Below are 25,903 nucleotides of genomic sequence, written 5' to 3'. Positions count from 1 at the left end.
TTTGTCGAATTTTAAGGTGTCCTAAAAAAGGGAAGCCTACAAAACTACCTAAACTATGTGAAGTATGTATTAATAGTTGGAAGCTTCATTGTCCAGGTTTTGAAATATTTATATTAAATCTAAACAACTTTCAAAATCATATTAATAGAACCATTCCTAAAGAGTTTGATAAATTGACTATTCAAAAAAAGACAAATTGGATTAGATGTGTACTAATTTATGAAAACGGAGGGATATGGATGGATGCAAGTATTTTGTTAACTCAAAATATAACTAATTGGTTTAAATACGAATATGATTTTATAGCCGTACGAGATGGTAAAAGAATTGAAAATTGGTTTTTTGCTGCAACAAAAAAATCTCCTTTACTACTGGAATGGATTCGAGAATATGAGTACGCTATGTCCATAGGAGCCAAGAAATATGAGGAAGATACTATGAAATTAGTAGAATGGAAAGAATGGACATACCTCTATCATCAACTATGTTTTTTAAGAGCATGCCAAAAATTGTCTATTAACATTTTTGATGCAAAAAATCCTAATCACTATATCTTAAATATTAGAGTAATTGGCTATCCAAAAGCGGATACAAAATTTAATTTTAAAAATGATTGGGCTAATGAATATAAACACAATGCCGTTAGATTAGGGATGAAAAGTAATAATATAATTGCGCTTTATAAACTTCCCAATTTCATCCGAAAATGGGCTAAAAAGGCATTACAATCTAAAATACAAATTGGGTCACCATTAGATTTAGCAGGCTATTCAAACAAACGTAATAGCTTAAATAAGATACACTACTCTACTATTAGAATATATTGTTATACTTTTCTAAAAACCATTTATAAAAAAACCTATTTTTTGTTGAGCTCTAATTTTTCAGCAAAATAATCACAAAAGTCTTTCATAGTAGCACTCATTTTTTCGTCTTGAGTGGCACGATAAAAGGTATCACTCATAGAAACTAAGGTTTGATGAAAAAACACTTTCATATCATCTACAGGCATATCTTTAGTCCATAAATCAATACGTAAAGCTTCTTTAGTCTTGGCATCCCATACAGCAAGCATCATCGCTTTAGCTTCCTCATTAGAAATTCCACCGTCTTCAGCTGTCCAATGTAGGGTTTCAGGAACACGATTTTCATCGAGTTCTACATTAAGTTCTATTTTAGATTGGTGTGTATTTGCCATTATTTTCGAGGTTTAAACTTTGAATTATTAAAAATGTCTTCACTGCTTTTTATAAGCATATCTTTTAAAGGAACATCATCATTGTGTTCCATATAAGAACGTACAATTTGCCAGCCCATATATTGTCCTATCCTTCCTGGGGAATTGCCATCAATACCTTCTAGATAAAATTTTGAAAAAGGTGCAGGGTTTATAAATCGTGTAGGTAATTTTGAATCGGTACTATACAAAAGTTCATTCTCTATAAAGTAACGCCAAATCATGCTTTCATTAGCTTCAGCCCAGCCAAGTTCCTGTTGACTATACCCCATGCGTTCTGCTTCCGATTTAAACGGAATCATAAGATCTTTAAAGTAAAGTTGCTTTCCGAAGTAAATCATTTCATCAAGTAGAGATTTACGTTTGGCTTGAAAAATGTACTTTTCAGAATATGCTGTGGCCAAATCAACTACAATGTGTTCTTTTTTTAAATCAGCCCTCAAATACATAGGAATGTTAGAGTAAAACCTATGGTCACTTCCCAAATAAGCATCTAGGGCAATGAGATCAATAGTATCGGTAACTATGACACGATTGCGGTAATCCACATCATTGGTAACCGTTATAACTCTTGGTGTATGAAAATCGGGAAAGTAATGTTTCAGGTGATTGTAAAGAGATTCTATTTCAAATTCAGTAGGTTCAAAATTTTTAAAGCTTCGATCCACTTCTCTGAACAGTACTTGTTGTAGGGAATCAGATTTTTTTTCCAACCAAAAGTCATCAGGATATTGGTTCGAAAACATAAAAGGATAGTTTTTTTTCACCCCTCCTAAAGTTTCAGGAGTCACTTCTGCAAATAACTTATCAAAACGTTCTACCTTAATGTCTGTGTTATTTTTAGCAATTTGATCTGCTAAGCGGTCTTCAGTTTTACAAGAAACCACTGGTGCTATTACAAACAGCAGGCATAATTTCATTAAAAACTTAAACGCCATAAATTTTTATAAATTAAGTGTTTGGGTTACTTTTGTTTGCAAAGGTACTATTCTTATACCAGTTTTTATTTGAAATTATTGTAAAAGAAAATAATGATCTTTCCCTTTATATAAAGAAGAAAAATAAAGCATAGCCTAAGCTACGGTTTCTTTTTATTCTGAAATAGAAAGGAAAAAAGAGTGTTTTATTACGGTAATTTCAAATAAAAAATGGTGTTCGACTTAAATTCATTTAAAAATGCAAACAGAAAAAGTAATTGATCACATCGTAAATTGGCTAAAAGATTACGCAACTAAAGCTGGAGTAAACGGTTTTGTAGTAGGGATTTCTGGCGGAATTGATTCTGCAGTAACTTCAACCCTATGTGCTAAGACAGGGCTCAATGTATTATGTATTGAAATGCCTATTCACCAAGCTGAAAGTCACGTGAATCGCGCACAAGAACATATAGCCCAACTCAAAGCCCGCTTTGACAATGTAAGCGAAACGCGTACTGATCTAACCCCTGTTTTTGAAGCCTTTAAAACTGAAGTATTTTTTGATGGAGAACAAGCCACTATAGACATGGCTCTAGCAAACACCAGAGCTCGTTTACGTATGACAACTTTATACTACTACGCTGGGTTGTATGGCTTACTCGTTGCAGGCACTGGAAATAAAGTTGAAGATTTTGGTGTTGGCTTTTATACTAAATACGGTGATGGCGGTGTTGATTTAAGTCCGATTGCCGACTTATTAAAATCTGACGTTTTCGCCTTAGCCAAGGATTTAGACGTACCAGAATCTATTTTAAATGCAACACCTAGTGATGGTTTATTTGGAGATGCCCGAAGTGATGAAGACCAAATTGGTGCCACCTACCCAGAGCTAGAATGGGCCATGCAAATGGAAGCTCAAGGCAAGGAATTAAACGATTTTTCCGACAGAAAACAAGAGGTTTTTGCGATTTACAAACGTTTAAACAATGCCAACAAACACAAAATGATTCCTATACCAATCTGTAAAATACCTATAAATTTATCATAAGAATTTTGATTAATGTAAAAAATCATTACTTTTGCAGTAGGCTTAATCTCTCAATATAACTTGCTCTCTAATTAGTTATATTTAAAACAAGCTATCTTAATTATGATAAATTTATTAATAGCAGACAATCATCCAATTACGAGAAAGGGACTCGAAGTACTTTTTTCAGCATCACCTAACATTAATGTTGTAGGTAGCGTAGACGATGGCGACGCCATCCTTGAATTTGTAAAGAAAAACCCAGTAGACATTATTCTAACTGAAACAGATTTTCCTAAATTAAACGGATTAACTGTTTTACGTTATTTAAAAAATGACTACCCAGACATCAAAACAATTATTTTTAGTGCCCAACCAGAGGAAGTTTATGCCATTAACGCCATTAAAGCTGGCGCTGCAGGTTACTTAAACAAATCGGTTAATGTCATTACCATTAATGAGGCCATTTTAAAAGTAAGCGATGGTGGTATTTATTTAAGTAATGATTTAACGCAACAATTAGCGTTTGGATCTCGTGTAAATAAAGGCGGAGCTTTTTACAAAAAGCTTTCTACCAGAGAGTCTGAAGTATTAAAACTTCTAACTATTGGTAAGAAAAACAAAGAAATATCAAAAGAATTAGATATTAACGAAAAAACAGTTAGTACTTATAAAGCACGTTTAATGCGTAAATTAAAAGTAACTAACCTAGTAGACTTAGTAAACCAAGCAAAACTTACACAAGAGTTATAAAACTCGATTAAGTTTTCTTGATAACAACATTTTTAGACTCGAATAGTCTTTTACTTCTTCAAGTATATTTCTATTCGTGTCTATTTTATTTTGCAAGGTTTCCTGTTGGAAGCCTTTTACTTTTTGGTCTATTAAGAAACAGCGTAAGCTTAAAATGGTTTCACTAACGATTTGCGCAATAGTATCTTCTTTTTCTTTAGGGAAGATGTCCATACGCTTCCAGTCGTCTAGCGTATAACGCTCATCTTCCATTAAAATCGTCGTAATTTCATTAGCCATATCTTGATCTACAGAATTCACGAAACTCTTTAGATCAAACTCAGCCTCTTGATTCAAGCGATCAATAATGGTATAGTAAAGCATTTTAAACTGCGAATTACTAAATTCCATTTCATCATCCTGCAGGTCTAAAAATATCTTTTCAAAAACCTTGGCTTGCTGAATTACGGGCTCTAACTCCAATTCTCCTGATTCGTTTTCTTTAAAAACCAAATCTTCAAAATCCTTGGTTTTATTTCCGTAAAGCAACAACAACTCTATGATTTTACGCTCTAAAAGATATTGAACATCAACCTTTTCAGGTGGCGTTTCATGTCTTATAACATCAAATGCCTTTTTTTCGGTTTGAGCCTTTTTATTTTCTTCTTGAGACTCCTTCTTATTAAGTTGGGCTAAAGTCGTAAACAGAACCTCTTCACTAATATCCATTATACGGGCACACTCTTGGATATAGATTTCCTTTTTAATACGATCAGGAATTTTAGAAATACTATTGATTATATCTCTAACCGTTTCCGCCTTTTTTATCGGGTCATTTTTAGACTCTTCAAATAATACTGAAGCCTTGAACTGAATAAAGTCTTTTGCGTTTTCAGTTAAGTAAGTTTCTAATTCTTCAAGCGTATTTTTTCGAGCAAAACTATCTGGATCTTCTCCTTCTGGAAACGTACATACTCTCACATTCATGCCTTGTTCCAAAATCAAATCAATCCCACGAAGTGAGGCACGCATTCCGGCAGCATCACCATCAAAAAGCACGGTAATATTTTTTGTTAACCTGTTGATTAACCGAATTTGTTCTGAAGTTAAAGCAGTTCCTGAAGATGACACCACATTATGAATGCCCGTTTGGTGAAACTGAATGACATCGGTATACCCTTCAACTAAAAAACAGTTATCTTCTTTGGCAATGCTTTGTTTCGCCAAATGAATACCATATAAAACTTTGCTTTTATAATAAATTTCACTCTCTGGTGAGTTTACATATTTCGCCGCCTTTTTATCGGTTATCAGTATGCGTCCGCCAAAGCCCAAAACACGTCCGCTCATACTTTTAATAGGAAACATAACCCGACCTTTAAATCGGTCGAAACGTTTATCTTCCTTAACTATGGTCAATCCTGTTTTGGCTAGGTAATCAATATTATAACCTTTTTTCAAGGCTTCATCCGTAAAAGCTTGCCATTCATTTAAAGAATATCCTAGGTCGAATTTTTTTATCGTCTCTTCAGTGAAACCACGTTCTTTGAAGTAGCTTAGGCCGATAGACTTCCCTTGATCGGTTTTATGTAATACGTTTTTAAAATAATCGCTTGCAAACTCACTAACCAGATACAAACTTTCTTTTTCGTTTGCTTTTTCCTTTTGCGCGTCGGATTGAACGGTTTCTTCAATTTCGATATTATACTTTTTCGCTAAATACCTTAAGGCTTCTGGATAAGTAAAATGCTCATGTTCCATTAAAAATGAAACTGCTGTCCCTCCTTTTCCTGTTGAAAAATCTTTCCATATTTGCTTAACAGGTGACACCATAAAACTTGGAGAGCGTTCATCACTAAAAGGACTTAATCCTTTAAAATTACTTCCTGCTTTTTTTAATTGCACAAAGTCGCCAATAACTTCCTCTACACGAGCAGTTTCAAAAATTTGGTCTATGGAAGAAGGTGATATCAAGGTTTGATTTTATGAATTAAATGCAATATTAAAGAATTCCAATTGCAAAATTAAGCATAAACTAAGTTCATTCATAATAACTATTTCAGCTAAAAAACCACCATAGCAAATACATTATTCATAAAATAAAAAGCCAAAAACATTAATAAGCAATATTATTTTTAATGTTTTTAAATATTTACAGATTAATTATTTATCAATGTTGTAATTTATTGCATTTAATTCAAAATTAAGTATCTTTAAAAAAAGTGAAGCTGATGACTAACAAACATTTATTTTCTTCATACCAATTACTTCCAAACACTTGGGATGAAATGTACAGCGAGACATCTAACATTCGCTCTCAATACGAAATCATTAATGATTACCTAAAAAGCACTTCTGCTAAGGTATTATACAAAAAGGAAGAGTTGTCTAGGCACTTATTTATGAGCCAGGGTGTTACATTTACCGTTTATAATGATAAAGAAGGTGTTGAGAAAATATTTCCTTTTGATATTGTTCCTAGAATTATAAAAGCTTCCGAGTAGGAACATATCGACATAGGTATCAAGCAACGCTTAAAAGCCTTAAACTTATTTATTAAAGATATTTACCATGATCAATTTATAATTAAAGATGGTATAATTCCTGCGGAACTCATTTATTCCTGCCCTTATTTTCTTCGTGAAATGAAAGGTGTAAAAGTGCCTCACGATATTTATGTTCATATTGCTGGCGTAGATTTAATACGAGGTGGTGATGGTGAATTTTACGTACTGGAAGATAATTTACGAACCCCTTCAGGCGTAAGTTATATGCTTGAAAATAGAGAGATTTCAAAACGTATTTTTCCAGGTATATTACCTAAAAATAACATTAGACCAGTATCAGACTACCCTAATTTATTATACAAGAAACTTAAAGCATTATCTAACCAAAGCGACCCAAAAGTTGTGCTTTTAACTCCAGGAATTTACAATTCTGCATACTATGAGCATACCACTTTGGCGAGACTTATGGGTATAGAACTGGTAGAAGGCAGTGATTTGGTTGTTCAAGATCACGTGGTTTATATGAAGATGACTAGCGGACTAGAACGTGTGGATGTTATTTACCGCCGCGTTGATGATGATTTCCTAGATCCTTTAGAGTTTAACACATCAAGCACATTAGGTGTAGCTGGTATTATGGCGGCCTATAGAAAAGGCAATGTTAATATAGTGAATGCGCCAGGAACCGGTATTGCAGACGATAAAGCCATTTATATTTATGTGCCTGAGATGATTCGTTACTATTTGAATGAAGAACCGATTTTAAAAAGTATAAAAACGTATCAATTAGCCAATCCAGAAGATTACAGTTATGTTGTAGAAAACATTAAAAAAATGGTTTTGAAAAAAACAGATGGTAGCGGAGGTTATGGCATGCTCATGGGGCACGAAGCATCGGACGAAGAAATAGAAGATTACCTCAACACCGTTAATAAAAAACCTGAAAATTTTATTGCACAACCTATTTTAAACCTATCTACTGCACCATGCTGTATTAACGGCATATTATCACCTAGATGCATCGATTTACGACCCTTTGCATTAACAGGTCCAGATGGTATAGACATTACCCCTGGTGGCCTAACAAGAGTCGCCTTAAAAGAAGGTTCATTGGTTGTTAATAGTTCTCAAGGAGGCGGCAGTAAAGACACATGGGTTATTCAATAATAAAAACATAACATATGCTTAGCAGAGTAGCAAATAATTTAATTTGGTTAGAACGATACATGGAGCGCGGCAATGGCATATTGAGTTTACTCAAAGTAAATTTTTATGCCAATCAAGACTCACCTGAGCTTTTCCCGTGGACACCAATTATTAAAAACTACACCAATTACAACAATACTTTTTACACTGAAAACACGGTAGAATGTTTAGATTTCATGATTTTCAATACCGATAATGCCAATTCAATTCTAAACATTGTTACCAGAGCCAGAGAGAATGCTAGAAGTGTTCAAGAGCATATTTCAAGAGAGTTATGGATTTGTATAAACAACTATTACCTTTTTTTAACTAAAAAGGGCTTGCGTAAAAAACTTAAAAATGAAGATCCTATTGAGTTTCTTGACAGCCTAAAAAGCTATCATTTGATGTTTTATGGGATTATGGATATTACTCAAGAACGCGGCGCGCCTTATTATTTTCTCAATTTAGGAAAGTTTCTGGAGCGTATGATTTTAGTTTCAGATTTCACAGCAATGAAACTTACTAAAATTGAAAATACCTCAGACAAACTCGAACAAAGTTTTTATTGGAAAAACTTACTGCTTTCTATGGGCGGTTACCAGTTGTATTTAAAGAAATACAAATCTGCCTTTAAAGGTGAGCATATCATATCTATGGTTTTTCAAGAAAAGCTTTTCCCAAGGTCACTATACTACTGCGTTAATAAATTAAACCTTAGCATAGGAAAACTCATTGAAGCTGGTCAACTCAACAACAATCAAATTGAATTTGCTTTAGGAAAACTTGAAAGCGACATCAAATACGCCACCATAGAAAGCATTAACAAACAAGGCTTAGACCATTTTATTAATGAAATAAAGGAAGACATTCTAGAAATTTCATACAGCATAAACACGATATATTTATCAGAAACAAGCTAAGACTATGCCAACATTTTACATCAAACATACAACAGAATACAATTATAGCGATTTGGTTTACGATGCAGCAAGTCAAATGATGCTTCACCCTATTCAAGATGAATACCAAAATATTGCGTCCCACACTTTAAGCATTACTAATAATCCAAATATTGAATCGCGTAAAGACTTTTTTGGTAATCGAGTGGCAACATTCATGATTATAGAACCGCATAACCAACTCGCCATCATTTCTGAAATTGAAGCCGTTACTTTTGAAAAACCATTGCCAGAGGACCAAGCACCATTAGCACAACAATGGGATACTTACCACCAACTCCAGTACAACCCCTTGTTTATGGATTTTTTATCACATAAACCCTTTGATGGCTCTTTTGAAATTTCAGCTTTCATCAATTCAAACAACTTACGAAGCCTGACACCTTATAGAGCAGCCCTTGCACTTTGTGATTATGTTTATAACAATTTTAAATACATTCAAGGGGTTACCGATGTAGACTCTAACCTCAATGACATTTGGAGTTTAAAAGCCGGAGTTTGCCAAGATTTCACCATATTACTCATTCAAATGTTAAGAATGTTAGGGATTCCAGCCCGTTACGTGAGCGGTTATATTTGTCCGCATAACGAAAACTCCAGAGGAGAAGGGGCCACACATGCATGGGTAGAAGCCTACATCCCTTTTTATGGTTGGTTAGGACTTGATCCTACGAATAATATTATTGCCAATCAATATCATGTACGACTGGCTGTTGGGCGGCATTTTAAAGACTGTACCCCTGTAAAAGGTGTTTATACCGGTCAAGCCGAAGAAGACCTGTTTGTTAAAGTTGAAATTAATAACTCAAAAACCATGCCTAGCGGACCAGTTTTTCCATATAGCCATGGTGAACATGTACATCATAGAAACAGCTACAGACAAAGTCTTCAAAACATACCCAACCAACAGCAACAATAAAGCTTTATTTATTTTTTTATAAAGTGGCTTTCTTTAAAATGTTAAGATCATCCGCTATGTTTATGGATGCTTCTGCCCTATTCAAAGCATATTTTGCATGTTTTTTTGAAGCAGATTTAATTTCGGGGTTGTTTATAGTTTCCAACGCTGAAAAAGTCTTTTGCATACGCAGTATCACTTCTATAAAACCAGCACCATCTCTAGCAATTGGTTTAAACGCATCATCAAAGAAATCACTCATTTCAATTTGTGGAACTTCTATATTATTATATACCACCTTATTTTCTTCTTTTTCTCGATTCTTATCATTCCATAAAAAAAAGAGTCTTTCGTGGCTTCCAATGATATGAATTGCTGTTCCAGGATCGTTAACACCAGGAGATAAAGCCCTGCTCGCGATTTCGGTTAGGGTAATTAATCCGAACCGCGGGTCTTCATTAAACAACCGGGTATGACCAATTTGGAGCGCATTATTTATCCTTTTTGACACCTCTGTGAGATCTAATGTATTGTTTGAACTAACATAGGCAATTTCTAAATTCTCATTAACAAACTTTCCAGGCAAACTATTCAGTCGAACTCTTAAGTCATACTCTTCTGCCAGTTCCTGTAAATCACTCATATTTATTTGCTGTAAATAGCCCGTATTTTGTGCAAAGATGGGTTTTCCGTTTTCAAAATCATGGATTACAGGAACACCTTGACGTAGAGGATTTTTAATATAATTAGACAAAGATTTTGCAGCAACTTCTTCAACTTGTAAAATGGTGTGTTCTAATCTTCCTAAACGTGAAATACGGTCTACCCATCTTAGAAAGATAAGAATAACAGCCGTAAAAAATATTAAAGTTATGAGAAAGAGAATAAACTTCCCAGCCTTATTATAGTAACCGTTCCCTAAGGCTACGGTAGCCACTATACTAAATATAAATGCCCCTATAAAAGTTGAAAGTGCATATTGAGAGACATCATCGGTAATTACAATTCTAAATGATCTTGGTGTTGCGGTTCTACCGGCAGCAGAATAAGCTGAAAGCATTGAACCTACAGCAAATATGGCAATAACCAACATGCTTGCAGACAATATATCCAATAGGTTTTCTAAGGAATCTGTTTGAATTTCAGGAACCAAATCATTAAGCGGCGTTTCATCGGCTTGGTGTGAAAATAAAGCAGCTGCTACCGACAAAAGACAAAACAACAACGGCCTAAACCACAAATGCTCTCGAATTCTTTGAATAAAGTTAATGAATTTGTATTTCATATATTTTGAAACAGAATTAGTTACTAGGGTTCACAAAAAAAGTATTATAAACTTACACATTTTATGATTAAGATAAGAGCAAGAACTATTTCTTCCTATCAATCACATAGTTAACCATAAGTTCTAATGAAGATTTAAATTGAGAACTCGGATAAGTATTTAATAATTGAAGGGCTTCACTTTGAAAAGCTTTCATTTTTTCAACGGCATAATCTAAACCACCGTGAGCTTTCACATAAGCAATCACTTCTTTAACACGTTTGGTGTCTTTATTATGGTTTTTGATGGAGTTAATCAGCCATTTTTTATCGGCTTTAGAAGCTTGATTTAGCACATAAATTAAAGGCAAGGTCATTTTTTGCTCCTTAATATCGATACCTGTTGGCTTACCTATTTTGTCGTCACCGTAATCAAATAAATCATCTTTAATTTGAAAAGCCATACCAATAAGTTCTCCAAATTTACGCATGGTTTCAACATGCGTGGATTCTGGTTTAACCGAAGCTGCACCTAAACTACAACAAGCAGCAATTAAGGTTGCTGTTTTCTGACGAATAATTTCATAGTAAATAGCTTCTGTAATATCAAGTTTTCGTGCTTTTTCAATTTGAAGCAACTCCCCTTCGCTCATTTCACGAACAGCAATTGAGATGATTTTCAATAAGTCAAAATCATTATTATCAATAGAAAGCAACAAGCCTTTAGAAAGTAGAAAATCACCAATTAAAACGGCAATTTTATTTTTCCAAAGCGCATTAACAGAGAAGAATCCACGACGACGGTTACTATCATCAACCACATCGTCATGAACTAAAGTAGCGGTATGAATGAGTTCAATCACCGAAGCCCCGCGATAGGTACGCTCACTCACTTCACCATTTGACACCATTTTAGCCACCAGAAACACAAACATTGGGCGCATTTGTTTCCCTTTTCGGTTTACAATGTAGGTGGTAATTCGGTTAAGTAAAGCCACTTTACTAGACATTGACAACAGGAACTTTTGCTCGAAAAGGTCCATTTCAAAGGCTATAGGTTGTTTAATTTGCTCTACTATTTTCAAATGATGGAATTATGAATATTCAAAGATAAGGGATAGAAAATAATTTTTTAAGATTTATTGGCTAATTGTCCGCATGCCGCATCAATATCTTTTCCGCGACTGCGACGTACATTAACAACAATACGATTTTTTTCTAAAGTTGAAATATAATTTTCTAAGGCCTCGTTACTGGCTTGTTGGAATTCACCATCATCAATAGGGTTATACTCAATGATATTTACCTTACAAGGCACGTATTTACAGAACTTCACAAAAGCATCAATATCGGCTTGAGTATCATTAATACCTCGCCAAACCACATACTCGTAACTTATTTTACGCTTGGTTTTTAGGTACCAATATTCTAAAGCTTCTCTTAAATCTATTAAAGGGAAAGTTTCATTAAAAGGCATAATACGCGTTCGCACCTCATCAATAGCCGAATGCAGAGACACTGCTAAATTAAATTTCACTTCATCATCAGCCATTTTCCTAATCATCTTTGGCACACCAGAAGTTGACACCGTAATGCGTTTAGGGGACATGCCCAAACCTTCTTCCGAAGTAATTTTATCAATGGCTTTAATCACATTGTTGTAATTCATGAGGGGTTCACCCATGCCCATGAAAACAATATTACTTAAAGGGCGATTATGATATAAGCGACTCTCATTGTCAATAGCGACTACCTGATCGTAAATCTCATCTGGATTGAGGTTACGCATACGTTTTAAACGTGCGGTAGCACAAAATTTACAGTCTAAACTGCATCCCACCTGGCTGGACACACAGGCCGTGGTACGTGTAGGCGTTGGAATTAAAACCGACTCTACAATTAAGCCATCATGCAATCTTACCGCATTTTTCACAGTACCATCGTTACTACGTTGCATGGTATCGACTTCAATATGATTGATAACGAAATTCGCCTCAAGCATCTCTCTTGTCGCTTTTGAAAGATTCGTCATATCTTCAAAAGTATGTGCCGATTTCTGCCATAACCACTCGTAAACTTGATTGCCACGAAAGGCTTTATCTCCTTCTTTTACAAAGAAATCACGAAGTTGTTCTTTCGTTAATGCGCGTATGTCTTTTTTTCCTGTTGCCATAAGAGTTGCAAAAATAGTGAAAGCAAATTAGAATACAGATTTGAAATGAATACATTCATCTCAAGCCAAAAAAAAAGAGCCTCTAAAAAGAAGCTCTTATTTTTAATATGTCATCTACAGTTTCTCTAGGTGACCCTGAATCGCGTTCAGAGTGACAAAACCTAGATAGTAACCCGAGTGATTTAGATGATTAACATCGCATCACCGTAACTGTAGAATTTGTATCCTTCTTTTACAGCTTCATCATAAGCACGTTTCATAAAATCGTGACCAACAAAAGCAGAAACCATCATCAATAAAGTTGATTTTGGTGTGTGGAAGTTTGTAACCATACTATTAGCAATGCTGAATTCATAAGGCGGGAAAATAAACTTGTTGGTCCATCCTTCAAATTCATTTAATCGACCACTAGAAGACACCGCACTTTCAATAGCACGCATAGCAGTAGTACCAACCGCACAAACACGACGTTTTTCTTCAATACCTTTATTTACGATACTTACAGCCTTTTCATTAATCTTAAGCTCTTCACTATCCATTTTGTGTTTCGATAAATCTTCAACCTCAACAGGATTAAACGTACCTAAACCAACGTGTAAAGTGACTTCAGCAAAATTGATTCCTTTAATTTCTAAACGCTTTAATAAGTGTTTTGAAAAGTGAAGTCCAGCCGTTGGTGCTGCTACAGCCCCTTCGTTTTTAGCGAAAATCGTTTGGTAACGCTCTTCATCTTCTGGTTGTACATCTCTTTTGATATATTTAGGAAGTGGTGTTTCACCAAGCTCATTTAATTTTAAACGGAATTCTCTATAAGACCCGTCATATAAGAAACGTAAAGTACGTCCTCTAGAAGTGGTGTTATCAATAACCTCAGCGACTAAAGTATCATCATCACCAAAATAAAGTTTATTTCCAATTCTTATTTTACGCGCAGGATCTACTAAAACATCCCAAAGGCGTTGTTCTTCGTTTAATTCTCTTAATAAGAACACCTCGATTCTCGCTCCAGTTTTTTCTTTGTTTCCGTATAAACGTGCAGGAAAAACTTTTGTGTTATTTAAAATTAAAACATCATCCTCATTAAAATAGTCGATCAAATCTTTGAACATTTTATGCTCAATCGTTTGTTCTTTTCTATTTAAAACCATTAAACGAGATTCATCTCTGTTTTCTGCTGGAAATTCAGCTAATAATTCCTCAGGTAATTCGAAACCGAAGTTAGATAATTTCATAGGTGTTGTTATTATTTTTTATAGGAAAGCTGCAAATATACAATCTGCGCATAGGCCTTGTCAAGTAATTACATGATTATTATTTAGTTATTTCAAAACCTAAAGTTTCTAAATCTTCCCAAAACGTTGGGTATGATTTTGAAACTACCATAGCGTCTTCAATAACAATAGGTACTTTAAGTGCTAAAGGCGCAAAAGCCATAGCCATTCTGTGGTCGTTATAAGTCGCTATAGACACTAAAGGTTTTGGTTCACACGACCCTTTTAAATGTAGAGAATCATCAGTAATTCTAACTTCACCGCCTAATTTTTCAATTTCGGTTTTTAAGGCTACCAACCTATCGGTTTCCTTAATTTTTAAAGTATGCAAACCTGTTAAATAACAAGGCATACCTAAGGCAAAGCATGACACTGCAATGGTTTGAGCAATATCTGGTGCATTTCTTAAATCTAAATGCAAGCGCCCTTCATCTTCGCGTTCCTTCTTTATGGTTAATGCATTTCCGTTGAAAGTGGCTGAAACCCCAAAGTTTTTATAAATTTCGATTAAAGCCGAATCGCCTTGTAAAGAATTTTCTTTGTACGAAGAAATAGTCACTTCGGTACCAATATCGCTTAGAGCGACAATGCTGAAATAATAAGAAGCCGAAGACCAATCAGATTCTACAGTTAAGGTTTTAGGGGTTAGTTTTTCAGTATTTGGTTGTACTGTTATCACATGCCCTTCAAAAGTTGAGTCTACGCCAATTTCATCTAGCAAAGCTAAAGTCATTTTAATGTATGGCACAGAGGTGATCTCACCTTCTAAAGTTAATTCTATACCATTTTCAAGTTTAGAAGCAATTAATAGCAAAGCTGAAATATACTGACTACTCACATTGGCATTTAAAGACACCTTGTTTTTAAGCAGTTTTTTTCCTTTAATTTTAATTGGCGGAAAACCTTCATTTTCAACATAGCTTATTTCAGCACCCAAAGCTTGAAGCGCTTCAACTAATATTTTAATTGGGCGTTCCTTCATACGTTTTGAACCGGTAAGCACCGTTTCACGCCCTTCTTGAATAGAAAAATAAGCAGTTAAAAAACGCATAGCTGTTCCGGCGTGATGAATATCTACAACCGTTTCAGACGAACTTAATGCGTTTGTCATTAAATTACTATCATCTGAATTTGAAACATTTTCCAGTTTAAAATCTGGATATAAAGCTTGAAGCAATAACAATCGATTTGATTCACTTTTAGAACCTGTAATTTGAATAGAAGATTGTTTAGCTATGTTAGATTTTTGAAGTGTAAAGTGCATAATTGAAAAATTTCTTTTTTACAGAAGCGGTAAATTTACTTTAATTTTTCGTTATTATGATGCCTATCATGGTCTCGTTTTCCTTTCTTATACATTCTTTTATCAAATGCTTGTTGCAAATCAACCCCTGTTTGATTGGCCAAACAAAGCACGACAAACAATACATCGGCTAATTCTTCGCCTAAATCTTTATCCTTATCACTTTCTTTTTCGCTTTGTTCGCCGTAGCGTCTTGCTATAATACGTGCCACTTCACCAACTTCTTCGGTAAGCTGTGCCATATTGGTTAATTCATTAAAGTAACGAACACCGTGCTCGTTAATCCATTCGTCTACTGCTAATTGTGCATTTTTTATATCCATTATGTTTTGCTTAAAACGATTTGTTCACCTTGTTTCTCTACGAGTTGGCTAAAATACGCTTTTAAAGCGGCATAATACTCTGGGGTAATCACAGATTGATTCACGTGCGCCTCAACAGCCAATTGCACATTTTTACCTTGAGCTAAGATATTATATTTAAACACCCCTAAGTCATCTGGCAGCATAAGGGCCACTGGCTCTGGAACACTCTCTATTTGATAGCCTTCTGGAATGGTAATAATAATTTTATAATTGGTTTCAGAAGGGTATGCAAAATCAACGGGATAGGCACGATTTTCTAGTTTAAAAGGATTTTCTGAACTACGTAAAAAGAACATAGGCGAAAAATATATTTTATCACCAATAACATCGGCTTGACTTTCTTTTACGAATTTGTAAGACTCACTTACAGGTTTAGATAAATCTAAATCGTTGACCACTTTATAGTCTGAAATTTCCATACCGTCATAACTATTCTCTAAACGCTCTAGATAATCATCTAAGTTTACGCCTATATAGCTGTCTCTAAAATCTAGGGCATTGTGATTGGTTTTCATGCTTCTATATCCACCTTTAAGAACACCGTCTTCTTGTAGATTGGCCATCATAAAAATATTGTTTTTAGATTTTTCACTAGGGTATAAATCAATTAATGTTGACCCCCCGTGTTCTGAAATCATTCGTCCCTGCCAGTTTAAAGTTTTTGTTGGTAAGATATTTGGCATAGCATATTTACTAGTCGCATCTAGAAGCATATCACCTTCCGGAAACCGAACACAACTTACTACATAATTATAGCCTTCTCTTGTTGGAAACAGTGGTACACCATGACTTCTAGTACTCACTAATACAGGGTAAGCTCTTAGCCCTGCATAGCGTAGCATTGAAGTTAGCATTAAATTAATTTCAGCCACATTACCCACATGATCTTTATAGGCGCCCTTAACCCCTTTATTGGTATAAACCGAATGATAGTTATTCCATGTCATTCTAGACTTTACATAATCAAATATTAAGTAAGCTCTTTTAACAGGATCTGAAACTGAACCTATAAGTGCTTCAACATCCTTTTTAAAATAACTGGTATTATCCAGTTCACCTCCAAAATTTGAGCTATCATATATGCTTTTAACCACATCTTCCCAAGTTGTAGAATAATAGTCTACTGTGCTATTAGGATATTGCGTATATGATAGTTCATATTTCACACCGGATCTATAATTATCAATATTATTAACATAAGGTTCTTCTTTTAATGCAGGAATATCACTAAGCTCATAGGCGTCTTTGTTTGTTACAAAATTTATTTCTTTTGTATATCGCTCTCTATCCCTAGCGGTTATAGCGTCATTATTAGTCACCCCATGGTAAATAAATTTGTCATTTTTCCGTTCAGTTTGTGGTGTAACATTTAAATAACCCTTTATATTTTTCTTATAAACAAAATACTCAGGCGCTTCAAAAATAGCTTCAAGCTTTTTAATAGGAATATCTTCTTGAAAAACATATTCATCGATATTAGATATAAAAGGAGATACTATTTTATATCGATATTCTATAACACAGCCGTTTTTAATGTTTGGCATGGTGAACTTTTCTTCATTCCTATATTTGGATGCTTCGGTATTAAAAACCGCTTTTTTATCAAGTTTATCTTCAATAATTTTACCATCAATAAGATTATAGGTATAGGCTTTTAGTCCGTTTACTTCCTCTTCATTATTTCTACTTTTATAAAGCAAAATTTGCTTTGTAGCATACTCAAATCCTTCTTGGTTATAAATTTTAATACGTTCATGAACTTCGGTTATCGCTTTAAAACCATCCTGAGGAAAATATTCGAAATGTGTTCTTCTATTTTTATACAGAAATGCAGCAGAAGCCGATGAATCTATTGGGTGTATCGCTTCTTGTAATTCTTCTTTAGATACTTTGCCAAATTTATAATCTTGCGAAAATCCTGTTATTGTAAGTAATAAAGTTAAACAGGTAATAAAAATTCTCATTATGGTGTCGTTTTAATTAATGCTATTTTTGAATTATCTAGTTGTGCCACTTTTTTATGAAAATCCCGAAAAGCGCTGTAATCTTCCTTTGGAAATTCTCCATCAACAATGGTAAATTCTCGTTTGTAAACCAATGTTTTTTCATCTTTGGTTTCTAATAAAGCTTTATAGCTTCCAAACTTATTTTCAATAAGTATATTTTCAGGCTTAGCTTCTATTTGATAGCCTTCAGGTAGTTTTATTTCAATTTCATCAACATCTTTAAAACCTCTACTTACTTTAAGTGGCCATTTTCGGTTTCTATACCTATCTGGTATATATGTATTTCTATTAACAGCATTTAAAGTGAGTAGCATACGGTCTCCAATTTTTTTAGCGTAACCTCCCGCTTGAAAACTGATGGCTTCAATAAATTCAATATCGGTTTTGTTATTTTCAATATGTATGTTTTCAATAGCCAAACGGTTAATGTAGCTCCAGCGCTCTTTATAGGCTTTATCTAACTCCCGTTGGGTTTCAACTTCTAGACTATATTTATCGTCATATTGAATGCCCTTTGAAACCACTTTTAGTTGGGCTTGTATCCCGCCATCACTTAAAACTTCGTATTGTGCCTTAATGGTTTGCAGATTCTCTTCAACTGTATATTTTTTGGTACGTTTAATTTGAGCGCCTTCAGAAGTAATCACTAAAACATCTCTATCATCAGTAAAATCACCAATAAAACCAAAAGGCAGTTTTTGGCTCGTGCATTCTAACCAAACATCTTCACCTTCCATGGGTATATTAAGAATGGCATGATTACCTTGCATAGAAGCAAAATCATGTTCAAAATTTCGTTGTGATGACTTTGCGTAAACCACAGTATAATTTGATTTAATCCCCACAGCATCTAAAAGGGCTAAGGTATAATTTGTGAGCCCCTTACAATCGCCGTAGCCCAAAGCATCAACTTCTGAAGCATTAAATGGTTTCCAGCCACCAATACCCACTTGTACGCCAATATATCTGGTTTTGTTTTGAACATACTCATATATTTTTTTGGCTTTAGCTCGGTCATTGGGTTCGTCCTTCACCAATTCACGAATTTTGTTTTTGGTAGCCTCCGGCAAATCATGGGTATCTTTAATTAAATCATGATACATCCATTTTCCGAAATCATTCCAATTTTCAACTTTAGTCTGCACACCTTCCAATTGAAATTCAGTAGAACGCACCAACACCATCGGTGCGATATCGAAAAGCCCAGGACTGAAGTCCTCGTATTTAAAGGCCTTAATATTTTTCGCTTCAAAATGAATTTCACCAGGCTTCTCTTCTTTTTCTAAAGAAATCCCATCAAAATTCTTAGCTTTTGTTTTAATGTTTAAGTCACTCGGATAAGTAATGGTATAACGACACGTTTCTGCACTCAGCAAATAGCTGTTTACGGGTACAAACGACTTGATAAAAGCCGTATTTTCGTCAACAACATCATAAGTAAACTCTATGGTGTAAGGGTATTTAATCGCTGTGTACTCTAAATATTTTACTCTCGAATCTGAATATAAGGTTCCGCCTTCAACAGCACTAACATCTTTAAAATCATTTTCTTTGATTTTGTCAATGAGATTTCCACGCGCATCAAAAACAGACACCTTTAAATCTTTTATTTTGGTGTTAGGATCGTAGGGAACATTGGCGCCAATATGACGTTCACCCGCACTATTCATAACGGTAATAATACGCCTACCTTGAATATGCATTTCTGTTTCAGACTCTATAATGATCGAAACTTCATTCAATCGAATTACAGCATTTGCATCTGCTTTAAGACCACTAGGAATGGTTAACGAAGTGTATAGGTTTTCCTGACCGAAAACCAAAAGGGTTGTGAATAAAACACAGATATTCACACAGTATTTTAAGTTCATTTTTGGGCGCTAGTTGGCTGAAGTAACAAATGGTTGGTTTATTACTACGATATGGTTAAAAAAATTAATACTACGTTCTTGAGAGAAGTGTTTTTTATTATTTTTCTTGCGAGAAAGATATGAAAACCTCAGAAAACAGAAGGTTAAATTTGTTAAATTATTATATTATTCGAAAAATTTAGCTACGTATTTGTAGAAAAACAACGTCAGTTTTCTTCATCAACAAACACATAACCTACTATATTTCAATCGATATAATACAATCAAAAGAATTATTAAACTCTGTTTTTAGAATCAATGATAATAGTCACAGGACCATCGTTAAGAAGTTCAACTTTCATATCTGCACCAAACTGCCCAGTTTGCACAGGTTTTTCTAAATCGGTTTCGAGCTGCTTTACAAATGCTTCGTATAACGGAATAGCAATTTCTGGTTTTGCTGCCTTGATATAACTTGGTCTGTTACCTTTTTTTGTAGCGGCATGTAAAGTAAACTGACTCACCACAATGGCATCACCTTCAATAGCTTTTAGAGACTCATTCATCACCCCTTGTTCGTCTTCAAAAACACGTAGATTAACAATTTTATTTGTTAGCCATTTAATATCTTCTGAAGTATCATCAGGAACAATACCCAATAAAATAAGGAGACCTTGCTTTATATTCGCTACTTTTTCGCCTTCAATAGTGACGCTAGCTCTAGAAACACGCTGAATAACTATTTTCATTCTTTATCCCAAATATCTGTTCTGTAATGTTCATCTTCACCTTCAATAATCTGTAAATAACTGCGGTAACGCGAATATTGAATTTCATCATTTTCCAAGGCTTCTTTTACAGCACAATGTGGTTCTTTAACGTGAAGGCAATTGTTAAACTTGCAGTCTTGTTTTAACTTAAAAATTTCTGGAAAGTAATCACCAACCTCCTCTTTGTCCATATCAACAACACCAAAACCTTTGATGCCTGGCGTGTCTATAATTTTGGCTCCGAATTCTAAATCGAACATTTCAGCAAACGTCGTAGTATGCTGCCCTTGCATGTGTTGTGTTGAAATCGCTTTAGTTTTGATATTTAAGCTAGGCTCAATAGCATTTACAAGGGTAGATTTTCCAACGCCAGAATGCCCAGAGAACATGCTCACCTTATCTTTCATAAGCGCTTTAACCTTGTCGATATTTTTACCCGTTACCGCTGAAACACCAATACATTCATAACCAATTTCACGATAAACATGGGCTAAATAACGTACCTCATCAAGGGTGTCTTTATCATAAACATCAATTTTATTGAATAATAAAACTGTTTTGATAGAGTAAGCTTCTGCAGTAACCAAAAAACGATCAATAAAACTGGTTAATGTAGGTGGATTATTAATGGTAATCATTAAAAAAACCTGATCTAAATTAGCAGCAATAATATGCGTTTGTTTAGAAAGGTTCACTGATTTTCGAACAATATAATTTGATCTGTCGTGTATATTATGAATGACACCAGATTCCTGGTTATTATCAGTTTCCAATTCGAAATCCACAACATCACCAACAGCAATCGGATTAGTACTTTTTATGCCTTTTAAGCGAAATTTTCCTTTAATACGGCATTCATAGGTATGTCCTAATTCAGTTTTAACCGTGTACCAACTTCCTGTAGATTTATATACTTGTCCTGTCATTAATTCATGCTAATACTGCAAATTAACAACTTTTATACTTAAGAGTGAATAATAATCTTTTCATATCTAGCCTGAACAAAAAACCTCAAGACTAGGTCTCGAGGTTTCTTAAATTGATTTCTGCTTTCTAAAAAATCATTTTATTCGTAATATCTAGGTTTCTCTTCGGCATTATATGCTACACCCATTAAGTTTCCGTAACGGTGGTAATTATGCGAATAACTCTGTTCAATTAAGTAATTAAGCAACTCAATACGCCCACTATTTCTAGGTTCATCTTTATAAACATGAATGGCGTTTTGGTGACATCTAATTAAGAAATGATCAGATAACACCCCTAAAGTTCTTACACATGTAAAATCTTTTGGATGGTGTTTTAAAGCATTACCACAAGTATCCTTAACTAAAGGAATATTTAAAAACTCAGCAATGTATTCAATTTTATCAATATGCTTCTGTGGTGTGTGCACATCGTAAAACAACAGAATTTCTTTATAGGTATTGTAGCTACAAATATTAGATTGTCCGCGTAAGTTAACATAGTCAATTTTCTTACTAAACAATTCATCATACCATTTTTGGTAATCTGCTTTCCAATCAGTTACCTTAGAATTTATATTTGTAAACTGAAGCACGTAGTTAATGCCTCCTGCTTTCATTCCGAAGCCAAAGCAAGATGCTTTAATACCACCAAAGGGCTGTCTTTGCACAATGGCACCGGTAGTTGATCGGTTAACATATTTATTCCCCGCCTCAATATGATTATTCCAATACTCTATTTCGTTATCATCTAGTGATTCTATACCGGCGGTTAATCCATAATCGACGCTGTTAGCGATTTCAACAGCATCTTCTAGATTTTTCGCTTTCATCACTGATAAAATTGGTCCGAACAACTCATTTTGATACGAATAGTCATCGGTAGTTACGTCCCAAACAATCCCAGGAGTAAGCATGTGATTTCCGTTTAATTTTGGTTTAACCAACCATTGGTCGTCAGGTGTGTTTCTAATCACATGTTTTAACTTCTCGGTTAACGGTACCGCTAGAGGTCCGATTTCAGTTGAATAATCCCAAGGGTTCCCAAAGGTTTTACTCTTTGCAGCATCTTTTAATAGCGCTTTAAACTCTTTATCGGTAAACACATCTTCGGTTAAAATAAGTAAAGAAGTTGCTGAACATTTTTGCCCCGCATTACCAAATGCAGACTGTACGATATTAACAGCTGCCTGCTCTTTATCTGCTAAGCTTGTAACAATGGTACTATTTTTACCTCCGGTTTCAGCATATAAATTTAATTGCGGATTTCTTTCTAATAAGAAATGTGCCGTATCTGTACCACCAGTTAAAATGACTGCATCAAAAACATTTCCTGTCGTTAAAAAGTCATCAAGAATCGCTTCCTCACAAGGCAAGAAATACAAGGCATCTTTAGGGATACCCGCTTCCCATAAACACTTACAAACTAAATATGAACATGCTGATGCATTGGTTGAAGGTTTTAAAATCACCTTTTTACCTGCAGCTAATGAGGCCAATGCCCCACCAATAGGAATCGCAATTGGGAAATTCCATGGTGATAACACCAAGTTAATGCCCTCATCATCACTGGTAAATTCTTTTGCGATATCTATAGCACTTTCTGCATAAAAATTGGCAAAATCGATAGCTTCTGAAACCTCAACATCAACTTCTTTAACAGTTTTACCAAGCTCAGCTACAGCAACACCGATTAAATCAGCTCTACTTTTTTCTATTTCTACAGCAGCTTTTTTCAATAATTCCACACGCTTTGCAACCGAATAATCTTGCCATTCACTCGGAGCATCAATTGCCTTTTGATAATCTTCCTTGATTGACATTTCATAATCCCAAGGCGGTGTTCCAGACCAGTTATTAACTTTTACCGTATAGCGTTCATTATCATCTAAATTGCCTACAACAGGAATGGTTTTTCCAATAATATTCTCAGGCGTTTCCCAGTCGGTTTTAATTTTTTGTGCCCATTCAATATTTTGCGGCAAATTCCAATCGGTATTTGGCACATTATGAAAGCCTTCCATAACTTTTGGAACTTGGGTGTTCCGGTCTTGCTTTCGATTTGGAGTTGTATCTAAATTCTCCATCAACGACAGTGAATGAAGAAATTCATCTTTTAATTCATGCCATTTTTCAGAGCCTACCTCTAAACCATAACCTTCTTTTAAGAAGTTGCCAGGTTGTGTACCTTCATCAAGCCTTCTTACCAAATAAGCGATAGCCGCGTTATACTGGTTTTCTTTAACCGTAGGCGTATATAATAGTAAGTGTACCTTTTCAGCCAATAAATTATCAACCGTCTCGTTAGACATGCCTTCAAGCATTTCAAAATCAACACAGTCTTCTAACTCATTTTCCTTTACTAAATTTAATGCATAAGCGATGTCAAAAACATTATGTGATGCTACCCCTACGTTCACTACTCTGGCGGAGTCGGTAGTTAACATTTCCGATAATATTTTTTTGTAATTAGCATCAGTTTCTGGTTTGGTACTATAAGTTGCTAATGGCCAATCTTCAATGGATGATTCAGTCATTTCCATTTCCATATTAGCTCCCTTTACCAATCTTACTTTTACACAAGACCCTCCATTATTCACTCTTTTTTGAGCCCAAGTATAGAGTTCACGGTAATAGTGAATCATTTCAGGAATATAAGCCTGCAATACGATACCAGCTCTAATATTTTTATAGGCAGGTAAAGACAAGGTTTTCATAAACACATCGAAAGTGATTTGTAAATCCTTGTACTCTTCCATATCTAGGTTTACAAACTTCTGTACACCAGTTTCCTTTTCAATTTTTAAGATTTCATCATAAAACATAGCCAACCTAATAGATAGTTTTTCAACAGTATCTTCGTGAGCTAGTGATGAAATTTGTGAAAATATGGTAGAGATTTTAATAGAAATATAGTTAACGTCCTTTCTATTGAGTAACGCCAGGTAGCCTAAAATTCTTTTTTGGGCTTCGTCTTCCCCAATTAATGCTTCTCCAATAAGGTTCACATTAAGCGTAATGTTTTGCTCTTTTCTTTTCTGAGCGTGTTTTTTAAACTTTTTACTATTGATAAAAAACACCACATCACTGGAGGTGGCTTGGATTTTTTTGAGCATGATAGACACACTAAGCGAAGGCACGGCTTTACCAACTAAAGCAAAAGATTTCAGCATCGCATTCTCCACGGGTGTGAACAAGGATTCGTAATTCTTTTTTGTGTTTAACAAGTAAATCACATGTCCGGCAACTTTCTTATAGTTTTTAGACCTAAAAGCCACATCCATCATTTGGATTAAAAAATGTTTACTCTCGGGTTCTGCTATAATCGTTTTAAGTCGATCGGCAAAAGGATTTTTCTTAGTTGAAGTGTGATTAGCTTGTAGTTTCTCTGCAAGTTTTAGCGTGTTTTCAGTAGCTCTATCCATATAATTAATCCATTTAAAAAATAGGCCACAAAGCCTATTATACTGTTGGTTATTAGAATAAGGTTCTTAGATTTTATAAAGTACATATCCTATATGACAAACCTAAGCTCTCAGACCGCAAATAAATAACTTTTACGATTAAGATATTAACCCGAAAAAAAATATTAACAAAAATTTAAATATACTAATTAATATGAAATCAGAAAGCACAATTACCATTCATTATTAAAACATAATAAGCGCAAAAACACATTAATTAATAACATGTTTTAAATTGGTTTTTTAATAGGAAATTAATCGTAGTCAAGATCTAATTTTTAGCCTCTCAAAAGCTCTCATCTGAGCCGGTCAGCAGGTAGGCAAGCTCAAACCGATAGTCGTTCTCATTTTTAACGGGATAGTAGCTTTAAAACTTCTTCCCTACGCCAACACTAAGATTCCATGTACCATATTCTTCTTTAAAATCATAGTTAAATGAAGGTAATAGCAACCATGATTCACCTAGATCTATTTTATATTCAGTGGCTAAACGGAAAACAAATAAATCTTTATGATCTTCAAACTCTATGGCAGGACCCGCCATAATGCCCCAGTGTTCTGAAAGTTCGTAGCCTGCTATAACCCCTACTAAAAAAGCATTTTCTCGAGGAAGATGGTCTCCATTAAATTCTAATGCATAATCAGTCAACTCTAAATCCATAACAAGGCCTAAAACCCATTTTTCGTTCAATTCTCTAAAATAATCGATACCTATTGTAGGCACAAAAACAGGATCTTCTTCTCTACCATCTTCAAAAGCACGGGGAATATGAGTGTAACCAATTACAAAATTGATTTGATTTTTGGTTTCACTTCTTTCGGCTTCATTAGATTCTTGAGCACTTAGCCCTATTATAAAAACAAAAAATACTAATAAAGAGAGGGATAACTTTTGCATAGTAACTGATTTTTCAAATTGCCTCATCTAAATTAATCATAAAAAATAAGCTTTAGTATAAAAAAAAGGCCTTCCGCTATGGAAGGCCTTTTACAATTTTAATTCCTTTA

General features: G+C 34.6%; 22 protein-coding genes. 7 read left to right on the top strand and 15 right to left on the bottom strand.

Going from position 1 to position 25,903, the window contains the following annotated elements:
• Positions 1–896 (top strand): glycosyltransferase family 32 protein (locus F6U93_RS07175; RefSeq protein ID WP_150938285.1); only part of this gene is annotated, 896 nt, incomplete at its 5' end.
• On the opposite strand, the gene gldC is transcribed toward F6U93_RS07175, so the two are convergent.
• Positions 860–1,198: a gliding motility protein GldC gene (gldC, locus tag F6U93_RS07170; protein ID WP_150938283.1), complete on the bottom strand. Its 339-nt coding sequence runs from the start codon at positions 1,196–1,198 to the stop codon at positions 860–862. The two genes, F6U93_RS07175 and gldC, sit on opposite strands and share 37 nt — an antisense overlap.
• Positions 1,198–2,157, bottom strand: coding sequence for a gliding motility lipoprotein GldB (gldB, locus tag F6U93_RS07165; RefSeq protein ID WP_150938297.1), 960 nt, complete (start codon positions 2,155–2,157; stop codon positions 1,198–1,200). Before gldB ends, gldC begins: the two co-directional genes overlap by 1 nt.
• A gap of 256 nt (positions 2,158–2,413) precedes the next feature.
• Here gldB and nadE point away from each other — a divergent pair, with 256 nt between their 5' ends.
• The gene (gene nadE, locus F6U93_RS07160) at positions 2,414–3,202 is read left to right on the top strand and encodes an NAD(+) synthase (protein ID WP_150938281.1); all 789 of its coding nucleotides are present in this window, start codon (positions 2,414–2,416) and stop codon (positions 3,200–3,202) included.
• A 102-nt stretch (positions 3,203–3,304) separates the two neighbouring features.
• The gene (locus F6U93_RS07155) at positions 3,305–3,934 is read left to right on the top strand and encodes a response regulator (RefSeq protein WP_150938279.1); all 630 of its coding nucleotides are present in this window, start codon (positions 3,305–3,307) and stop codon (positions 3,932–3,934) included.
• On the opposite strand, the gene dnaG is transcribed toward F6U93_RS07155, so the two are convergent.
• Positions 3,929–5,887: a DNA primase gene (gene dnaG, locus F6U93_RS07150; RefSeq protein ID WP_150938277.1), complete on the bottom strand. Its 1,959-nt coding sequence runs from the start codon at positions 5,885–5,887 to the stop codon at positions 3,929–3,931. The two genes, F6U93_RS07155 and dnaG, sit on opposite strands and share 6 nt — an antisense overlap.
• Before the next feature lie 257 nt (positions 5,888–6,144).
• On the opposite strand from dnaG, the gene F6U93_RS15020 reads away from it, so the two are divergent.
• The 4 genes from F6U93_RS15020 to F6U93_RS07135 are packed head-to-tail and all read left to right on the top strand — an operon-like array spanning position 6,145 to position 9,486.
• Positions 6,145–6,417 (top strand): hypothetical protein, encoded by a 273-nt coding sequence (locus tag F6U93_RS15020; RefSeq protein ID WP_317132835.1) that lies wholly within the window; start codon positions 6,145–6,147, stop codon positions 6,415–6,417.
• Between the two features lie 6 nt (positions 6,418–6,423).
• Positions 6,424–7,587, top strand: coding sequence for a circularly permuted type 2 ATP-grasp protein (locus tag F6U93_RS07145; protein WP_317132836.1), 1,164 nt, complete (start codon positions 6,424–6,426; stop codon positions 7,585–7,587).
• Positions 7,588–7,601: 14 nt separating this feature from the next.
• Positions 7,602–8,528 carry an alpha-E domain-containing protein gene (locus tag F6U93_RS07140; RefSeq protein ID WP_150938275.1) on the top strand — a complete coding sequence of 309 codons (927 nt, stop codon included), beginning with the start codon at positions 7,602–7,604 and terminating at the stop codon, positions 8,526–8,528.
• A 4-nt stretch (positions 8,529–8,532) separates the two neighbouring features.
• Positions 8,533–9,486, top strand: coding sequence for a transglutaminase family protein (locus tag F6U93_RS07135; RefSeq protein ID WP_150938273.1), 954 nt, complete (start codon positions 8,533–8,535; stop codon positions 9,484–9,486).
• Positions 9,487–9,502: 16 nt separating this feature from the next.
• On the opposite strand, the gene F6U93_RS07130 is transcribed toward F6U93_RS07135, so the two are convergent.
• The 12 genes from F6U93_RS07130 to F6U93_RS07075 all read right to left on the bottom strand — a co-directional run bounded on the left by F6U93_RS07130 (position 9,503) and on the right by F6U93_RS07075 (position 25,793).
• Entirely contained in the window at positions 9,503–10,750 is a 1,248-nt protein-coding gene (locus F6U93_RS07130) for a DUF2254 domain-containing protein (protein WP_150938272.1), read from the bottom strand.
• A gap of 85 nt (positions 10,751–10,835) precedes the next feature.
• Complete coding sequence (locus tag F6U93_RS07125) at positions 10,836–11,813, bottom strand: polyprenyl synthetase family protein (protein ID WP_150938270.1); 978 nt, start codon at positions 11,811–11,813, stop codon at positions 10,836–10,838.
• A gap of 47 nt (positions 11,814–11,860) precedes the next feature.
• On the bottom strand, positions 11,861–12,901 hold the full coding sequence (rlmN, locus tag F6U93_RS07120) for a 23S rRNA (adenine(2503)-C(2))-methyltransferase RlmN (RefSeq protein ID WP_150938268.1): 1,041 nt from the start codon (positions 12,899–12,901) through the stop codon (positions 11,861–11,863).
• Between the two features lie 182 nt (positions 12,902–13,083).
• Positions 13,084–14,133: a tRNA preQ1(34) S-adenosylmethionine ribosyltransferase-isomerase QueA gene (gene queA / locus F6U93_RS07115; protein WP_150938266.1), complete on the bottom strand. Its 1,050-nt coding sequence runs from the start codon at positions 14,131–14,133 to the stop codon at positions 13,084–13,086.
• A gap of 79 nt (positions 14,134–14,212) precedes the next feature.
• Complete coding sequence (locus F6U93_RS07110; protein ID WP_150938264.1) at positions 14,213–15,436, bottom strand: 3-phosphoshikimate 1-carboxyvinyltransferase; 1,224 nt, start codon at positions 15,434–15,436, stop codon at positions 14,213–14,215.
• A 35-nt stretch (positions 15,437–15,471) separates the two neighbouring features.
• A complete protein-coding gene (locus F6U93_RS07105; RefSeq protein WP_150938262.1) occupies positions 15,472–15,798 on the bottom strand; it encodes a nucleotide pyrophosphohydrolase in 327 nt (108 codons plus the stop codon).
• Entirely contained in the window at positions 15,798–17,804 is a 2,007-nt protein-coding gene (locus F6U93_RS07100) for a transglutaminase domain-containing protein (RefSeq protein ID WP_150938260.1), read from the bottom strand. The genes F6U93_RS07105 and F6U93_RS07100 overlap by 1 nt, the downstream gene beginning before the upstream one ends.
• Positions 17,804–19,717: a DUF3857 domain-containing protein gene (locus tag F6U93_RS07095; RefSeq protein WP_150938257.1), complete on the bottom strand. Its 1,914-nt coding sequence runs from the start codon at positions 19,715–19,717 to the stop codon at positions 17,804–17,806. The genes F6U93_RS07100 and F6U93_RS07095 overlap by 1 nt, the downstream gene beginning before the upstream one ends.
• A 275-nt stretch (positions 19,718–19,992) precedes the next feature.
• The gene (gene dtd / locus F6U93_RS07090; protein ID WP_150938255.1) at positions 19,993–20,445 is read right to left on the bottom strand and encodes a D-aminoacyl-tRNA deacylase; all 453 of its coding nucleotides are present in this window, start codon (positions 20,443–20,445) and stop codon (positions 19,993–19,995) included.
• Positions 20,442–21,392, bottom strand: a complete 951-nt coding sequence (gene rsgA / locus F6U93_RS07085) for a ribosome small subunit-dependent GTPase A (RefSeq protein WP_150938253.1) — start codon at positions 21,390–21,392, stop codon at positions 20,442–20,444. The genes dtd and rsgA overlap by 4 nt, the downstream gene beginning before the upstream one ends.
• 140 nt (positions 21,393–21,532) lie before the next feature.
• Positions 21,533–24,856, bottom strand: coding sequence for a proline dehydrogenase family protein (locus F6U93_RS07080; protein ID WP_150938251.1), 3,324 nt, complete (start codon positions 24,854–24,856; stop codon positions 21,533–21,535).
• Positions 24,857–25,262: 406 nt separating this feature from the next.
• Positions 25,263–25,793, bottom strand: coding sequence for a hypothetical protein (locus tag F6U93_RS07075; protein ID WP_150938250.1), 531 nt, complete (start codon positions 25,791–25,793; stop codon positions 25,263–25,265).
• Positions 25,794–25,903: the final 110 nt, after the last annotated feature.

The sequence above is a fragment of the Pseudotamlana haliotis genome (assembly GCF_008806375.1).
Classification (GTDB): domain Bacteria; phylum Bacteroidota; class Bacteroidia; order Flavobacteriales; family Flavobacteriaceae; genus Pseudotamlana; species Pseudotamlana haliotis.
This window is presented reverse-complemented; position numbering and strand designations above follow the sequence as displayed.

Bases quoted from the DNA above. Each gene is read 5' to 3' on its own strand.
- gldC (WP_150938283.1), bottom strand. From the start codon at position 1,198: ATGGCAAATACACACCAATCTAAAATAGAACTTAATGTAGAACTCGAT.
- gldB (WP_150938297.1), bottom strand. From the start codon at position 2,157: ATGAAATTATGCCTGCTGTTTGTAATAGCACCAGTGGTTTCTTGTAAA.
- nadE (WP_150938281.1), top strand. From the start codon at position 2,414: ATGCAAACAGAAAAAGTAATTGATCACATCGTAAATTGGCTAAAAGAT.
- F6U93_RS07155 (WP_150938279.1), top strand. From the start codon at position 3,305: ATGATAAATTTATTAATAGCAGACAATCATCCAATTACGAGAAAGGGA.
- F6U93_RS15020 (WP_317132835.1), top strand. From the start codon at position 6,145: ATGACTAACAAACATTTATTTTCTTCATACCAATTACTTCCAAACACT.
- F6U93_RS07140 (WP_150938275.1), top strand. From the start codon at position 7,602: ATGCTTAGCAGAGTAGCAAATAATTTAATTTGGTTAGAACGATACATG.
- F6U93_RS07135 (WP_150938273.1), top strand. From the start codon at position 8,533: ATGCCAACATTTTACATCAAACATACAACAGAATACAATTATAGCGAT.
- F6U93_RS07130 (WP_150938272.1), bottom strand. From the start codon at position 10,750: ATGAAATACAAATTCATTAACTTTATTCAAAGAATTCGAGAGCATTTG.
- rlmN (WP_150938268.1), bottom strand. From the start codon at position 12,901: ATGGCAACAGGAAAAAAAGACATACGCGCATTAACGAAAGAACAACTT.
- queA (WP_150938266.1), bottom strand. From the start codon at position 14,133: ATGAAATTATCTAACTTCGGTTTCGAATTACCTGAGGAATTATTAGCT.
- F6U93_RS07110 (WP_150938264.1), bottom strand. From the start codon at position 15,436: ATGCACTTTACACTTCAAAAATCTAACATAGCTAAACAATCTTCTATT.
- F6U93_RS07105 (WP_150938262.1), bottom strand. From the start codon at position 15,798: ATGGATATAAAAAATGCACAATTAGCAGTAGACGAATGGATTAACGAG.
- F6U93_RS07100 (WP_150938260.1), bottom strand. From the start codon at position 17,804: ATGAGAATTTTTATTACCTGTTTAACTTTATTACTTACAATAACAGGA.
- F6U93_RS07095 (WP_150938257.1), bottom strand. From the start codon at position 19,717: ATGAACTTAAAATACTGTGTGAATATCTGTGTTTTATTCACAACCCTT.
- dtd (WP_150938255.1), bottom strand. From the start codon at position 20,445: ATGAAAATAGTTATTCAGCGTGTTTCTAGAGCTAGCGTCACTATTGAA.
- rsgA (WP_150938253.1), bottom strand. From the start codon at position 21,392: ATGACAGGACAAGTATATAAATCTACAGGAAGTTGGTACACGGTTAAA.
- F6U93_RS07080 (WP_150938251.1), bottom strand. From the start codon at position 24,856: ATGGATAGAGCTACTGAAAACACGCTAAAACTTGCAGAGAAACTACAA.
- F6U93_RS07075 (WP_150938250.1), bottom strand. From the start codon at position 25,793: ATGCAAAAGTTATCCCTCTCTTTATTAGTATTTTTTGTTTTTATAATA.